Annotated in this window: 18 protein-coding genes; 3 read left to right on the top strand and 15 right to left on the bottom strand. The window is 47.9% G+C overall.

What is annotated here, in order from left to right; all coding sequences use genetic code 11:
- Positions 1 to 5: 5 nt before the first annotated feature.
- Positions 6 to 371, bottom strand: a complete 366-nt coding sequence (locus tag HP401_RS08500; protein ID WP_007728362.1) for an Asp23/Gls24 family envelope stress response protein — start codon at positions 369 to 371, stop codon at positions 6 to 8.
- Between the two features lie 249 nt (positions 372 to 620).
- On the opposite strand from HP401_RS08500, the gene rpmB reads away from it, so the two are divergent.
- On the top strand, positions 621 to 809 hold the full coding sequence (gene rpmB, locus HP401_RS08495) for a 50S ribosomal protein L28 (protein WP_005831020.1): 189 nt from the start codon (positions 621 to 623) through the stop codon (positions 807 to 809).
- A gap of 99 nt (positions 810 to 908) precedes the next feature.
- Here the strand turns inward: rpmB and spoVM are convergent, their stop codons facing one another.
- The 6 genes from spoVM to HP401_RS08465 all read right to left on the bottom strand — a co-directional run bounded on the left by spoVM (position 909) and on the right by HP401_RS08465 (position 4,302).
- Positions 909 to 992 carry a stage V sporulation protein SpoVM gene (spoVM, locus tag HP401_RS08490; RefSeq protein ID WP_005831022.1) on the bottom strand — a complete coding sequence of 28 codons (84 nt, stop codon included), beginning with the start codon at positions 990 to 992 and terminating at the stop codon, positions 909 to 911.
- A gap of 23 nt (positions 993 to 1,015) precedes the next feature.
- Positions 1,016 to 1,189 carry a hypothetical protein gene (locus tag HP401_RS08485; protein ID WP_007728365.1) on the bottom strand — a complete coding sequence of 58 codons (174 nt, stop codon included), beginning with the start codon at positions 1,187 to 1,189 and terminating at the stop codon, positions 1,016 to 1,018.
- A gap of 189 nt (positions 1,190 to 1,378) precedes the next feature.
- Complete coding sequence (gene thiT, locus HP401_RS08480; protein ID WP_015891981.1) at positions 1,379 to 1,939, bottom strand: energy-coupled thiamine transporter ThiT; 561 nt, start codon at positions 1,937 to 1,939, stop codon at positions 1,379 to 1,381.
- A gap of 128 nt (positions 1,940 to 2,067) precedes the next feature.
- Positions 2,068 to 2,790, bottom strand: a complete 723-nt coding sequence (locus HP401_RS08475) for an amino acid ABC transporter ATP-binding protein (protein ID WP_015891982.1) — start codon at positions 2,788 to 2,790, stop codon at positions 2,068 to 2,070.
- The gene (locus HP401_RS08470; RefSeq protein WP_015891983.1) at positions 2,783 to 3,442 is read right to left on the bottom strand and encodes an amino acid ABC transporter permease; all 660 of its coding nucleotides are present in this window, start codon (positions 3,440 to 3,442) and stop codon (positions 2,783 to 2,785) included. Before HP401_RS08470 ends, HP401_RS08475 begins: the two co-directional genes overlap by 8 nt.
- Positions 3,443 to 3,495: 53 nt before the next feature.
- Positions 3,496 to 4,302: a transporter substrate-binding domain-containing protein gene (locus HP401_RS08465; RefSeq protein ID WP_173604721.1), complete on the bottom strand. Its 807-nt coding sequence runs from the start codon at positions 4,300 to 4,302 to the stop codon at positions 3,496 to 3,498.
- Between the two features lie 243 nt (positions 4,303 to 4,545).
- Between HP401_RS08465 and HP401_RS08460 the strand changes: the two genes are divergently transcribed.
- Both HP401_RS08460 and HP401_RS08455 read left to right on the top strand, forming a co-directional pair.
- Entirely contained in the window at positions 4,546 to 5,679 is a 1,134-nt protein-coding gene (locus HP401_RS08460; RefSeq protein ID WP_173604720.1) for a M20 family metallopeptidase, read from the top strand.
- Between the two features lie 127 nt (positions 5,680 to 5,806).
- A complete protein-coding gene (locus HP401_RS08455) occupies positions 5,807 to 6,229 on the top strand; it encodes an RDD family protein (RefSeq protein WP_015891986.1) in 423 nt (140 codons plus the stop codon).
- 171 nt (positions 6,230 to 6,400) lie between these two features.
- On the opposite strand, the gene HP401_RS08450 is transcribed toward HP401_RS08455, so the two are convergent.
- From HP401_RS08450 to fmt, 8 genes are all read right to left on the bottom strand, one after another.
- The gene (locus tag HP401_RS08450; protein ID WP_173604719.1) at positions 6,401 to 6,865 is read right to left on the bottom strand and encodes a protease complex subunit PrcB family protein; all 465 of its coding nucleotides are present in this window, start codon (positions 6,863 to 6,865) and stop codon (positions 6,401 to 6,403) included.
- A 389-nt stretch (positions 6,866 to 7,254) separates the two neighbouring features.
- Positions 7,255 to 7,905: a ribulose-phosphate 3-epimerase gene (rpe, locus tag HP401_RS08445; protein WP_015891988.1), complete on the bottom strand. Its 651-nt coding sequence runs from the start codon at positions 7,903 to 7,905 to the stop codon at positions 7,255 to 7,257.
- The gene (gene rsgA / locus HP401_RS08440) at positions 7,899 to 8,789 is read right to left on the bottom strand and encodes a ribosome small subunit-dependent GTPase A (RefSeq protein ID WP_173604718.1); all 891 of its coding nucleotides are present in this window, start codon (positions 8,787 to 8,789) and stop codon (positions 7,899 to 7,901) included. The genes rpe and rsgA overlap by 7 nt, the downstream gene beginning before the upstream one ends.
- Before the next feature lie 18 nt (positions 8,790 to 8,807).
- Positions 8,808 to 10,793 (bottom strand): Stk1 family PASTA domain-containing Ser/Thr kinase, encoded by a 1,986-nt coding sequence (pknB, locus tag HP401_RS08435; protein WP_173604717.1) that lies wholly within the window; start codon positions 10,791 to 10,793, stop codon positions 8,808 to 8,810.
- A gap of 5 nt (positions 10,794 to 10,798) precedes the next feature.
- Positions 10,799 to 11,554: a Stp1/IreP family PP2C-type Ser/Thr phosphatase gene (locus HP401_RS08430; protein ID WP_015891991.1), complete on the bottom strand. Its 756-nt coding sequence runs from the start codon at positions 11,552 to 11,554 to the stop codon at positions 10,799 to 10,801.
- Between the two features lie 4 nt (positions 11,555 to 11,558).
- The gene (rlmN, locus tag HP401_RS08425) at positions 11,559 to 12,629 is read right to left on the bottom strand and encodes a dual-specificity RNA methyltransferase RlmN (protein WP_015891992.1); all 1,071 of its coding nucleotides are present in this window, start codon (positions 12,627 to 12,629) and stop codon (positions 11,559 to 11,561) included.
- Between the two features lie 211 nt (positions 12,630 to 12,840).
- A complete protein-coding gene (gene rsmB, locus HP401_RS08420; protein ID WP_173604716.1) occupies positions 12,841 to 14,187 on the bottom strand; it encodes a 16S rRNA (cytosine(967)-C(5))-methyltransferase RsmB in 1,347 nt (448 codons plus the stop codon).
- 3 nt (positions 14,188 to 14,190) lie between these two features.
- Positions 14,191 to 15,141, bottom strand: a complete 951-nt coding sequence (fmt, locus tag HP401_RS08415) for a methionyl-tRNA formyltransferase (RefSeq protein ID WP_173604715.1) — start codon at positions 15,139 to 15,141, stop codon at positions 14,191 to 14,193.
- Between the last annotated feature and the right edge of the window lie 4 nt (positions 15,142 to 15,145).

The raw sequence follows: 15,145 nt of genomic DNA, 5'->3' as shown, positions 1-15,145 counted from the left end.
CCTCCTTACATATCCCTGTCTGTACGAACTCCCTGCACAAAAATATTAACAGCAGTCACATCAATGCCTACCGTTTGCTCCAAGGTATATCGAACACGGCGTTGAACGTTGCCTGCCACCTCGGAAATTTTCACGCCATAGCTGACGATAATGTGCATGTCCAAAACTACTTCGCCATTTGTGTTATGAACGACGACACCTTTGCTCAGGTTGTCTCTTCCTAACAACTCAGCGATTCCATCTTTCAACGCTTTGCGAGAAGCCATGCCCACAAGTCCAAAAACTTCCATGGCCGCGCCTCCAGCAATCCGTGCGATCACGTCTTCGGTAACATCGATCTTTCCTAGCGATGTATTCATTTCCACTGTCATGCAAGGACTCCTCCTCTGTTAAAACAGCTTGACCGTCATAGGTAAGCGTAACCATGCTTCCTTACAATTCTACACTAACACTTAATAGAAATGAAGCGTTTTGTCGATCCTATCAACCCTACGAGAAAGACGGGGGAAATCATCTTGTCAAGTATTGCAATTGACAGCAATGGTGTGCTAATATAGTCGAGTATTTGTATTTCCCACAAAGGAAATCCCGTTTAGATGTAACAAGGGAGGTGGATCTTAATGGCACGTCGTTGCTTTGTAACAGGTAAATCTGCTAAAGCTGGAAACGCTCGCTCCCACTCCATGCGCGCAACTCGCCGCACCTGGGGTGTCAACGTACAAAAAGTGCGCATTCTCGTAAATGGAAAACCGAAGCGCGTTTATGTAAGTACTCGAGCACTGAAATCCGGTCTCGTAACTCGCGTATAGTTGATTTCAGCTATGCGAAAAAAAGCACCCTCGAGGTGCTTTTTTGCATTTCTCCCGTTTCTCCACTCTTCTCCCAAAGGGAGGCTCGGGGCCGAAGCTTCACTTTTTCTTGTTGAACGCCTCGATAATGCCCCGAATCATGCCACCCAGGAACTTCGGCAACTTGATGGTGTAAAACCGCATGCTACCCCTCCTCACCGAAATTACTACACACGATACAAATACACGCCGGCCCCTATGAGTGCTAATGCCAATAGGCTATACCAAACCCACGGAGGTGCCCAATACAGGAAGATGGTGATTCCCCCGACAGCCAACGCAACCCCGAGAACACGTCGCAAGGCGCCCCCCTGTCGCAGGCGATAGGAGCGCAATCCCATTTCGCGTAAGCACCTCCTTTAGGTGTTCTCAAAAACGTGCATATTACATCATATTCTGCTGTCGGATAAACATGTATCCTGCCACATGAAAAAAGTATATGCCTAAGAAGTAAAAAATCAGGCAACGGTAACTCGCTGCCTGATTACAATATGTGGATAGTTTGTACATGATACCGTTTTTGCCCTTTTTTATACAACTCGATCGCGTGCGGGGAGCAGTAGCTGTGATGCACTACTAAGCACAACTGTCAGAACGACTCCCGCGATAATCATTTCTGGCAGCAGATACGTGATGTTATAAATGAGGGAATATTGCCAGACTGGTACACCTTCTGGCGCATAGCTGCCAAACCAGATAATCCCCGATAGAAAATGGCAGACAAATCGCGCAATCACGCCGATGAACAAGCCGCTCCACAGTACCATGATTCGTTGCTTCGTTCCTTCGTAGCCAGACAGACGAAAAAGCCCAGCGAGACCCAGCGCACCAAAAGCAAGCGGATAATCCAGCAACAGCTGAACCGGATGAACAACTGTACTGCCCAAGAGCAATTGAAGAAATCCGACAACAAGCCCTGTCACGACACCAGCAGCGAGTCCACGGCGAACAGCGATCAATGCGATTGGCACCATCACAAGGGACACAGAGCCACCCTGTGGCATTTCGAAAACCTTGATCTGACTAAACACAATTGCAAGAGCCGCCATCATCGCCATTTCCAACAAAATGACCAACCGTTGACGATCCAATATAGTCACTCCTCAAAATAGAATAAATAAAAAATTTTTTGCACCGATAATGTTTCTGATTCTAGCCCAAGTCTATGCTCGTGTCAAAGAAAAAAGCCGCTGCCTCATCGGCACTGCGGCTAGTTGTATTACCGAACTTTCTCCAAAAACTGCTGGGCACGTTCACTTCTTGGCTTTTGGAAAAACTCTTCTGGTGGCGTATCCTCCAAGAGACGACCATCATCGAGGAATAAGATACGGTCTGACACCTCTTCGGCAAAGCGCATTTCATGCGTGACGATTGCCATAGTCATTCCGCTATCAGCCAGCCCCTTCATAACCTCCAAAACCTCCTTGACCATCTCAGGGTCAAGAGCAGAGGTCGGCTCGTCAAAGAGCATGATTTGCGGCTCCATCACAAGCGAACGGGCAATGGCTACACGCTGCTTTTGACCGCCTGACAAGCGCGAAGGAAAGGCATCCGCTTTATCTGCCAGCCCAACACGTGCCAATAGCTCGCGTGCCTTCTGTTCCGCTTCAGCCGCAGACATGCCTTTTACTTTCATCGGAGCATAGGTCAAGTTTTTCAACACCGTCATATGTGGAAACAGGTGAAAATGCTGGAAAACCATCCCGATTTGTTGGCGAATGCCCATCACGTCCGCTTTTGGCGCGGTGATTTCCTGTCCGTTGATCGTAATAGTACCCGTCGTTGGTGTCTCCATCAGGTTAATGCAGCGCAATAGCGTTGACTTACCCGATCCGGATGGACCAATGATGGCGACAACCTCCCCTTTACCGATATTCGTCGTGATACCCTTCAAAACATTCAGTTGTCCAAAGGACTTCGTAATGTTATCAATTTTAATCACTGAGTCTCATCCTCCGTTCCAGTACGCGAGCTACCCAAGTCAGGATCATAACCATGACATAGTACAGGATACCGGCCATCATGTATGGCTCAAAATAGCGGAAGATGGTGCCTTTGACCACATTCGCGTTCTGCATGATGTCTGCAAGACCAATCGTGGAAACGAGTGCGGATTCCTTCAAGAGTGCAATCGTTTCATTGACAAGAGCCGGCAAGATATTTTTGACAGCCTGCGGCAAAATAATGTCGAGCATCATCCGGTGATAAGGTACCCCAAGCGCTTTAGCCGCTTCCCACTGCCCTTTATCCACTGCCAAAATTCCACCACGAATGGTCTCGGAAATGTATGCACCTGAGTTTAATGTAAACGTCAATACAGCTGCTTCCAGTTGTGAAATATTGTAACCAGTAAGCTGTGGCGTTGCAAAATATACAAAGGTCAGTTGCAAAATCAAAGGTGTCCCGCGGAAAACAGACGTGTAGGCAACCGCGAGCCAGTTTAGCAATTTCACATTCGAAATTTTAATGAGTGCGAGGATGGAGCCCCAGAAAAATCCTAATACAACCGAAATCAAAGTAACAAGTAACGTGCCCTTTATCCCTTCCAATATGAAAGGAATATAGGGCACGATTTGTGCAAAATCCAAATTCATGCCCATTCTCCCCTCTTGCTGCTTATACAGTTATTCGTCGTTGTCTGGAGAGATTATTGACCGAACCATTTTTGAATCAGCTTGTCCATTTCTCCGTTTTCTTGCATCTTTTTAATCACTTCATTAAATTTCTGTACGTGCGGCGATCCTTTTGGGAACGCAACAGCGGAGCCATTCTTTTCATTTTCTTCCATTGTAGTGAATTGCAAAGAGTCATTATTAGCCACGAAGCCTTTCGCTACGGTGTCCTCAATAATGGCAGCATCTACACGGCCTGCTTTTACTTCTTCAACAATTTCAGGCAGCTTGTTCAGCGAAGTGATCTGCAAGCCGGAAACAGTCTTTGCAAGCTCCTTTGCTGCGCCTTCTTGAATAGAACCGAGCTGTACCGCTACTTTTTTGCCAGCCAATTGCTCAGGCTTGGTCAGATTGCTGTCTTTCTTTGCTACAATCGTATTTTTCGCATCGTAATAGATGGTGGAGAAATCAGCGTTCTTCTCGCGCTCAGGCGTTGCCGTCATGCCAGCCATAACGAAGTCCGCGCGATTCGTTTGCAGTGCGGGAATAAGTCCGTCAAAGTTCATGTCGTTGATTTGCAGTTCGTAGCCAAGCTCTTTTGCAATGTATTTCGCGATATCAATGTCAAAGCCGACAATCTCGTCTTTTCCGCTGCTCAGATCATGATATTCATACGGCTTATAGTCAGCAGAAGTAGCCATGACCAATGTTTTCTTGTCGCCAGCAGAAGACGTAGGTGCTTGTCCTGTTGCGGTTTGATTGCCTGTACCGCATCCAGCGATCACGACTGCCGCAAGCATAGAAGTAAGTGCCAGAGAAATAAATGATTTTGTTTTCTTCATGATGAACCCCCGTTGTTATGATTTTTACGCATAAAGCAGTCTATTCGCAGTATTAATTTGCATGAAAACTTATATTTATGCATTACAATGATTATTTTACTCATAATCTGAACAATTTCAATCATTTTTTACTTACATTTTAAATGCGGAATATCCAGAATTTTATATACAAATCTTTATTTTTGTGGCAGAAAAGCAAACAAGGCTTTATAGTGCTAGTAAAAGGAATTACAGGAGGCTGACATGGAGAAAAACTGGACGTCCTATTTTCAGCAGCAGCTCCCAGAAATTATCGAGGAACTGCGTACATATGTAGAGATGGAAACACCCACCCATAACAAGCAAGCTGTCGATCGATTAGGCAGCCTGATTGCAGAACGCTTTCGCGAATTGGGGTGTCGGGTGGAAAGCTTGCCACAAGAGCAATACGGAAATCAGCTGCGAATGGAGTATGGAGACGGCGACGAACAAATCCTCATTCTCGGTCACTTCGATACCGTAAAAGAGATTGGAACACTAGCAGTAGAGCCTTGTCGCGAGGAAAATGGCCGACTCTATGGGCCTGGTACATATGACATGAAAGCGGGAATCGTTTTTAGCTATTTCGCCCTGCGCGCCATGTTGGAACATAATCTTTCGCCCAAAAATAAGCTCGTCTTTTTTTGGAATACCGACGAAGAGATTGGCAGTGTTTCCTCCGAAATGCTCATTAGAGAGGAAGCAAAAAGGAGTAAATATGCATTGGTACTGGAGCCAGCCGCTGGAGATGGCTCTTTGAAAACAAGCCGAAAAGGCGGAGGAGACTTCATTTTAAAAGTAACGGGCCGCGCTGCGCATGCGGGCAATGATCACGCCAAGGGGGTCAATGCGATTGCTGAGCTGGCTCACCACGTCCTCGCTATTCAATCATTTACAAATTATGAAGCGGGCACAACCTTATCTGTCGGTACCATTACAGGCGGAAGTGCATCGAACGTCGTGCCTGACTTTGCCATGACGGAAATCGATGTGCGTATCCAAAGTCGCGAGGAAAGCGAGCGTATTACCCGATTGATGAGTCAGCTGACCCCTGTTCATCCGGAAGCCAAGCTGCTCGTGGAAGGCGGAATCACCAAGCCTCCTATGGAACGAACTGCTGGTACTGAGAAGCTATTCTTGCATGCGCAGGAGCAAGCACGTCTGGAAGGTTTTGAATTGACGGAGCAAGGTGTCGGTGGAACTAGCGACGGAAACTTCGCCGCAGATGCAGGAACACCAACGCTTGACGGTTTGGGACCTGTTGGTGATGGAGCCCACGCTTCCCATGAGCATATCGTCATTGACGCCATACCTGGCAGGATTGCCGTCATGCTTCGGATGTTTTTAACCTTGTCATAATAAATTTACAGGTGTATAATTTTATGGAAATTTAAGGCTCCGTCTACTTAACGACGGAGCCTTATCTGCACTATTTTCGAATGGGCAGACATATATATACCTATTCGAATAACAAGGAGAGGGAACCATGGAATCAAACTTCACATCGCCAAGCAATCCTGTTGGATTTTGGCGCCGCCTCGGTGCCGGTCTGCTAGATGCAATCATTATTGGATTACCGCTACTACTGATCACCTATATCATTACAGGCAATACAGAAGACAATCTTGTTACCAATATCATTACTTCACTTTACAACCTTCTTGTACCTGTATTTTGGCACGGCTATACAGTGGGCAAACGAATTGCCGGTATTCGCATCGCCCGAATCGATGGAGATCCTGTAGGAATCGGAACCATGCTGCTACGCAATTTGGTCGGAGGGATCGTGTACGTCATTACACTCGGTATTGGTATAATCGTCAGTGCCATCATGGTTGCTGTTCGTCAGGATAAACGCTCGCTCCATGATTTGATCGCCGGTACGTATGTAACATCGGATCAGCCTTAACAGAAAATAGATGCTTTGCGATGAGCCCCCTTAGATTCATAGGAAAAACCACTCGTTTTCCGATGAATCTAAGGGGGTATTTTTATCAGATTGGCGCGTACAACAGCATGTTCCGACTAAAGAAGACCGGATATATTCATCCGATCTTCTTTACTTTATCCATCTAGCAGTTTATTGGAACAGTACCTTATCTGTTTTTGCATCCATAAACACCATTGTTGTGTATGGCGGCAGGCTTGCACGCACAAGGATATACGGTGTGTGCAGCGCTGGCATTGTAATATCTTCTGGAGTAGGGTTTGTCAGCTCTACATAAACCTTGAGCATTTCCCATCCTTGCTCTGTTCCAACAACCTTCAGACTATAACCAGAGGTAGGCATTTCACCACGAGAGACTACATACAAGTCGCCTTGGCGGTGTACACCCTTCTTATCTTTTACTTTTCCTACGAATGCTCGTTCAGCCGCTGATAATGTACCTTCTTTTTCGATAGACAATTTTTTCGTTTGCACGTTTACCTGAGAAGCCGAGATCGACTCCGAATGTTTTTGTTCAGCCTGCACGGCAGTTTGTGAAAATGGCAGGATGGAGAGAATGGTGAGAACCGCTACACTGTTTTTCAATAACGATTTCATACTTTATCAACTCCTGATTTTTTTTAGAGGGCAACAACATTACTTGATACTGGCCAGTATCTCTCAGATAGGATTTTTACCACTATCTGGATGATTTGATTTAATCATTATATTTATTAAAAAGCAATATTTTCCAAAATGTTTTATTTTTGTTAATTAACCTTTACTCATATATCACCAAAAATCCTTATTAGAGTAAGCATAATTTGATTTCAACCTATTTGTAGTTTGAACGATAATTATATTTATATTTTTATTATTAATTGATTTATCACATAATTAGTTGTAATATTCAGATGATTACGAATGGACTATTCACAGAAGAAAGCACAAAAAAAGCTGACGCCGATTGCATATCGTCGTCAGCTTACAGCTGCTAAGCATTATTCTTACTGTCCACGAATCGCAGCAATCGCTTGACCGCGATTTTCCTGATTGAATACTGCGCTTCCTGCAACAAGGACTGTCGCTCCTGCTTCCTCGCACAAACGTGCTGTTTGTGCGTTGACACCGCCATCGATTTCGATTTCCACATGCCCCAAGCCACGCTCGTTCAGCATTTGACGCAACTGGGCAACCTTTGGCACAACGCTGTGAATGAATTTTTGTCCACCAAAACCAGGGTTCACTGTCATGAGGAGAACCATATCCAAATCAGCAAGGACTGGCTCGATCGTGGAAATCGGTGTAGCCGGGTTCAATACCACTCCCGCTTTCACACCTTGCTCCTTGATCAAGTACAGCGTGCGGTGCAGATGACGGCATGCTTCCTGATGAACAGTAATCCAGTCTGCTCCACTTTTCGCGAATTGCGGAATATAGCGATCTGGCTCCTCGATCATCAAGTGCACATCGAGTGGCAGCTTGGTCACTGGACGGATCGCTTCCACAATCAGAGGACCGATCGTAATGTTTGGAACGAAGTGTCCATCCATCACATCCACGTGAATCCAGTCTGCTCCTCCCTTCTCGACATCGAGAATTTCTTCACCCAGACGGGCAAAATCAGCAGATAGGATAGAAGGTGCGATTTTTACCATGGTTTGTTCCTCCGTTGGTATTCTTTTAGCTCTTCGCGGAATTGCTTGTAGTGCTCGTAGCGCTGTTCACTGATTTCTCCAGCCTCCAGCGCGGCCTGCACGGCACAAGCTGGCTCGCTTACGTGAAGACAGCCACGGAACTTGCATTCCGAGCTGCGATCGGCAAAGTCCAGAAAGGATTCCGCCAGGTCAAGCTCGGAGAAATCGATAAATTCCAATGAACTGAAGCCCGGTGTGTCTGCCACATAGCCGCCGCCCGCAAGCGGAATCAGCTCGACATGACGCGTTGTATGCTTTCCGCGTCCGAGCTTTTGGCTGACATCTCCTGTCTGCAAGCTGACACCCGGAAACAGCATGTTGATCAGGGAGGATTTACCCACACCTGACTGACCGGCAAAAACCGAAATACGGTCGCGCAAAATCTCACGCACGTCCTCTACACCGCGTTCATCCGCCGTTGAGGTCGGAATCACGCGGTACCCGATCGCTTCATACTTCTTCACGATTTCGGTGACCTCTTCTTCCGACACTTGATCGGCTTTGGATAAGACAATCACGGAATCAATCCTTGCATGCTCCGTGTGCGTCAGGAACTTGTCCAGCAGCAACGGGCTAAACATCGGCTTGTACATCGAAAAGACGAGTACCGCCTGATCCACATTGGAAATGGGCGGACGAACTAACTCATTCGTCCGTTCGCCCACCTCCATGATATAGCCTTCTTCCTCATTGATCGCATCGTAGACGACCCAATCCCCAACCAGTGGGTTTACTTTTGCATCTTTTTTCTTGAAGAGCCCTCGTGCACGGCAACTGTAGATTCGCCCTTCGTCGGCTACATAATAGAAACCGCTGAGCGCTTTCACAATCCGTCCTTCTGGCATTCATGTCCCTCCACTACACTATGGCAAGCTGTTATAGGAAACTGGAATCGTCTGGTATTCATTGAAGCCTTGATCAGTCGATCGTTTCACAAAGACCTTGACTACCGAGTCCTTCTGTGGCGCCAAGACGATTGGTACATCGTACTCTTTATTTTCGGTGATCGTCTCCGTCTGGAAAACTTTTGCCTCTCCACGAGCATCTGTCACTTCAATTTTCACTTCCAGTGGTTCACCAGGTACAACCTCTACATAAACCGGAACGTTTGCCAGTTTGGCGTCCTGCGGATATTGGCCATTGCTGACCTCAAGCGGAATCGCTACATCCTTTTGCACTTCCATTCCCGGATCGTAAGGGTGAGTGCTGAGAACAATACCTGGTTTGTCAGTCGTATAAGAAGGTACTTCGGTGATTTTCCCGACAGACAGCCCTTTTTTGAACAATTCTACTTGCGCAGCCTCTACGGATTTATTCCGGACATCCGGCATTTTCACGAAGGTTTTCCCTTTACTGATCGTGACCGTCACATTCGTTTTAGTCGGGAAGACCTTTTCATTTGCGGCTGGAGATTGCTTGATAACCGTCCCTACCTCAGCCTTGTCGTCCTCTTCCTCTACGAAAGTGACATTCTCCAGTTTAAAACCATTGCTTTTCAATGCTTCCTCTGCTGTCGCTCGCGGCAACGTAACCAGATTTGGCATGTTGATCTCTTGTTGTCCTTTGCTTACAAACAAGGTCACAACGGAATTTTCCTTTAACCGCATGGGAGGCGCAGGGTCCTGGCGTATCACCATTCCCTTTTCTATCGTATCATTGGCTTCTTCGACGATACGGGCAACAAGTTTGGCATCCTGAATCTTTTTCTCAGCGAGCGTCACTTCGATCCCTTCCACATGAGGCACCTGTGCCTCTGGAACGGACGGGAACAGATTCAACAGTAAGTTAAATCCGAAGAATGCCAGTACGAAAAACAATCCGATACCGCCTACCCAGAACAGGGCTTTGACCCACCATTGTTTCTTAGCTGGTTTGGCATCTTCTTCTTCTGTACGCTGCTCATAGCGGCTACGCCCCGCTCCTCCGGTTTTGCCATTGGTATGGCCTTCGAGCATGTCAGGTGTGATGATCGGCACCACACGCGTCATTTCTTCATCCACCGGGAACGTCAGCTTTTCTTCGTTTAATCGCTCTGGGAACAAGCAGGTCTCCAAATCTTCTAGCATTTCACTCGCGGATGCGTATCTGAGAAATGGATCCTTTACCAGCGCCTTCAAAATGACATTTTCCACACTCTGTGGGATAGCCGGATTGACTTGGCGCGGCTCTGGAAGCGGCTCCTGCAAATGCTTGAGCGCCACTGATATAGGCGAGTCACCGGAAAACGGCAGTTCACCCGTCACCATTTCGTACAAGACGATCCCCAGCGAGTAAATATCGGATTTTTCCCCGGTAATCCCACCGCGCGCCTGCTCTGGCGAAAAATAATGGACAGAGCCAAGCATCGCATTCGTATGCGTAATCGTTGCTGAAGTAACGGCTCGCGCAATCCCGAAATCCGTAACCTTCACCCGCCCATTTTTTCCAATCATAATATTATGCGGCTTAATATCTCGATGAATGATCTGGTTTTGATGCGCATGATCGAGTGCATCGCAAATTTGCTCGGCGATCCGCACTGCCTCTTCTACCGGCAGCGCACCACGTTGAATGATGACCTCTTTCAACGTATAGCCTTCTATGTACTCCATCACCATGTAATGGGTATCGCCATCCTGACCGACATCATACACCCCAACCACATTGGGGTGAGATAAGCTCGCCACCGCCTGCGCTTCACGTCGGAAACGATTTACGAAATCTTCGTCCGTACCAAACTGTGAACGCAGTACTTTAACTGCCACTGGACGATTCAAAATTAAATCTTTGGCCTTGTATACAATGGCCATACCGCCCCCACCGACGCGGGATTCTATTTGGTATCGTCCTCCCAGTCGTTGACCTTCCATCTCTCTCACCCCTCTTTCTGACCGGCATCAAGCGTATTTCGTACGGCAACCAGCGTTATGTTATCTTCCCCACCAGCATCCAGTGCTTCCTGCACCAAACCGTCCACCTTCGCTTGTAACGATATCTGTTTCTGCAACTTTTCTTCCAAGGAAGGATGACTGACCTTGTTGCTCAATCCATCTGAGCAAATCAAGACGATATCACCCTCTGACCATTCAAACTGCCCAAGATCAATGAGTACATCCGGTTCTGTCCCGAGTGAACGCATAATAACATTGCGGTGAGGGTGGACAGACGCCTCCTCGGCTGTAATCTGTCCACTTTTCATCAGCTCATTGACAAGGGAATGGTCTTCTGTTTTCATGACCAGTCCGTCTTGGTTGTAAAAATACAGACGGCTGTCACCGATATGCGCGGTAATCACGGAGGATTGGTCGAACAAGGCAGCAACTACGGTTGTGCCCATGCCACTGCACTCCGGATGTTCAAGCGCATATTCATAGACTTCTTTATTCGCAAGCAGAACGGCGTTCATCAATTGCTCGCGCACATCCTCTGCTTCGAGGTCCCCATCTAGGTGACGCAGTTCTTTCACTATTCGCTCAACAGCTAGGCGACTGGCAATATCACCAGCCTGATGGCCACCCATACCATCTGCTACAATGGCGAGCACGCGTCCGTTTAAATCGGTCACACAGGCATAATAGTCCTCGTTAACCTGACGAACGCGACCAACATGGGATTTCATCGCGATTTCCATGGCATCACCCCACGGTTTCTTTAGCGTGTTGTGCCCTCAATTGTCCGCAAGCAGCAGCAATGTCACTACCTTGCTCGCGTCTGATGGTCACATTGATTCCTTTTTCCTCTAAAATGCGTTTGAACTGAAAAATCTCATTACGTGGCGTGCGTACATAATCACGCTCTGGTACGTAGTTCACCGGGATCAGATTCACGTGGCAAAGCATGTCGCCAATGAGTTCGGCCAGCTCCTCTGCATGCTCGGGCTGATCGTTTTTCCCGCCGAAAAGACCGTACTCAAAACTGATGCGACGCCCTGTCTTGTTAATGTAATGGTGACATGCCTCCATCAGCTTAGCAAGCGGAAAGCCACGGTTGATCGGCATCAGCTGGCTTCTCAGCTCCGTGTTCGGAGCGTGTAGGGAAATCGCCAGGTTCACTTGTCCGCCTCGTTCAGCAAACTCGTAAATCTTCGGTACAATTCCACTGGTGGAAACCGTAATGTGACGAGCACCGATATTCAATCCACGGTTATCGTTGATGACGGACAAGAACGCCATCAAGCTCTCGAAGTTCTCGAACGGCTCCCCGATCCCCATGACGACAACGTGACTGACACGCTCACCTTCCGCATCCAGTCTGCGTTGTGCCGTCAATACTTGAGAGACGATTTCACCTGCATCCAGGTTACGCTTCAGTCCACCTAATGTAGATGCACAAAACGTACAACCAATACGGCAACCCACCTGTGTCGTAACACAAATGCTGTTTCCGTAGTTATGACGCATAATCACTGTCTCAATCGCATGTCCATCGACAAGCTGGAACAAAAACTTGATCGTCCCATCCTGCGATTCCTGATGCGTGATTTCCTTGAGTGGCTCCATACGGAATGTGTCAGCCAGCTTTTCGCGCAGCTCCTTGGACAAATTGCTCATCTCTTCAAAAGAAGAGACGCGTTTTACATATAGCCAGTCAAAAATTTGTTGCGCACGAAATGCTTTGTCGCCTGCACTAACCAGCCATTCTTTCATTTCATCTTGCGTTAAACTGTAAATAAGCGGCTTTGCGCCAGTAAATGTTGTTAACGGCATTCTATCTCCACATCCTCAAAATCATTGCTTGCCTAAATCCATTCTATCATTGTACCTCGTGGGGCGTCTCGCTTCAAACGGTTTTGACATCCAGATTCACAAATGCGTCGCTTTTCCTAGTGTAAACCAATCCAAGCGCGCGCAAACAAAGGCAAAGGAGTGGCATTTTCCACCTGTTGGTGCGCCACCCCTTGTTTGTACATCCGTTACTTTATCCTCTTCGTTTCAATCGCGCGATAAAGAATCCATCACTCTCGAAATGGTGAGGCAAAATTTGCACGCAGGCTCCGGTTTCATCGACATGCCCTCTGACAGCCTCAGGCAGGTCTTGTGCCAGTGTATCATCAAATACGAAATCAGGGTGTTCTTCAACAAAGCGGCGAACAATCTCCTGGTTTTCTGCTGGCTCAATCGTACATGTGCTGTAAACCATGACACCACCCTCTGCGAGTAGCAGCGCCAATGTTTTGAGCAGTTCGTACTGTAGCTGAGCAATCGCACGGACATCTTCCGGCGTTTTGTTCCACTTCAGATCAGGCTTGCGACGAATCACGCCAAATCCGGTGCATGGCGCATCCAGCAGGATTCGATCGAAAGTTCCCAGCGCTTTTTCAGGCAGGTCTAGTGCATCACTTACGATTGGCTCGATGATCGTAATCCCGAGTCTTTTCGCTGCATTCGCAATCAGATCGCGTTTGTGCGGATGCACGTCACTCGCTATGATTTCCCCGCGGTTTTCCATCATTTCGGCTATGTGCGTTGTTTTTCCACCAGGTGCCGCGCAAGCATCCAGTACACGCATACCTGGTTGGGCAGCAAGAGCTGGTGCTACGAGCATGGAACTCTCATCCTGGATCGTGAAGTAGCCTTCCTTGAACAAGCGAGAGCCTGCTACATGTCCGCCTTCCACCAGAATAGCATGAGGACTGACAGACGACGCTTGTCCTTCCAGCCCTTCTTCCGCCAGCTTGTCCAGCACTTGATCCTTCGTCGTTTTCCATGCATTGACCCGGATAGCGCTATGCGGGGTTCTGTTGTTGGCTTCGCAAATGGCAATTGTCGTCTCTTCGCCATATACGTTAAGCCACTGACGCACAAGCCATTCCGGATGCGAATAGGCTACGGCGATTTGCAAGGCACGGCTGCCTTTTGGCTGACGCTCCCACACATCCGGCTGGCGCAACACATTGCGCAAGACACCGTTGACCATCGAAGCAATCCCTTGATGACCGCGTTTCTTGGCTATTTCAACCGCCTGGTGTACGGCAGCACGCTCAGGAATACGGTCCAAAAAGTGAATTTGATACAAGCTGAGACGCAACAAATTACGGACCCAGGTCTGGACCTTTTTATTCCCCACAAAATGGGACAGGACATGATCCAGCGTCATCTTGCGCTGTATGGTACCGTACACAAGCTCTGTCACCAGCCCTGCATCTGCTGAACTGAGATTTTCCCGATCCAAGACATTGCGCAGCTCAAGATTGCTGTAGGACTTATGTTCTTCTACCCTGTTCAAAACATCGAGGGCGATATCGCGAGCTCCCTTTTTTGCCACGGACTATTCTCCTACCTTTGTGCCGATTTCAATGCTGCTGCCCGCTCCGCGCAAAAAGTCGAGTGCACTCATACGTTTTTTGCCTTCTGGCTGCAATTCGGTTATTTTCACAGCACCGCTACCGCAAGCGACAACGATACCGTCTTCCTCAAGGTCGATGATGGTTCCCGGCTCTTTGCCTTCACCGGACATAGACATTTTTTCTACCCACCACAGCTTCCAAATCTTTCCTTCGCATGTGGTAAATGCGACAGGCCACGGATTCAAGCCGCGGACTTGGTTGTAAATCTGTTCTGCAGAACGGCTCCAGTCAATTTTTTCGTCTGTACGCTTGATATTTGGGGCAAAAGTCGCTGCCGAATGATCCTGTTGCTCTGCTACAAGCTCACCAGCCAACAGGGGCGGAACAGTAGCAATCAACAGCTCAGAGCCTGCCGCAGCCAATTTGTCATGTAAGGTCCCCACTGTATCGCGCTCTTCAATCGGCACGACTACCTTGGACAGCATATCCCCTGCATCGAGAGCTTCCACCATGTACATGATCGTTACGCCTGTTTCCGCTTCTCCCTCAACAATCGATTTATGAATCGGGGCACCCCCGCGATATTTCGGCAAAAGAGAGGCGTGCACATTGATGCAGCCATATTTCGGGGCATCAAGCAGCTTTTTAGGCAAAATCTGCCCATATGCTGCTGTAATAATCAGATCAGGCTTGAGGGCCATCACTTCTTCAAGCGCTTCCTCTGCCTTGATTTTTTCCGGTTGCAATACCAAAAGTCCATGACGCAAAGCCGCCTCCTTCACGGGGGGCGGCGTCAATACTTGCTTGCGTCCAACGGGACGATCGGGTTGTGTTACGACTCCAATCACGTTGTAGCCTGCTTCGAGTACTGCCGTAAGACTCGATACAGCAAAGTCAGGCGTACCCATAAACAGGATGCGAGCATCTTTCAAATGG

The organism is Brevibacillus sp. HB2.2 (genome assembly GCF_013284275.1).
GTDB classification, from domain to species: domain Bacteria; phylum Bacillota; class Bacilli; order Brevibacillales; family Brevibacillaceae; genus Brevibacillus; species Brevibacillus brevis_D.
Note: the sequence above shows the minus strand (reverse complement) of the source record. Positions and strands in the feature narration are given on the sequence as shown.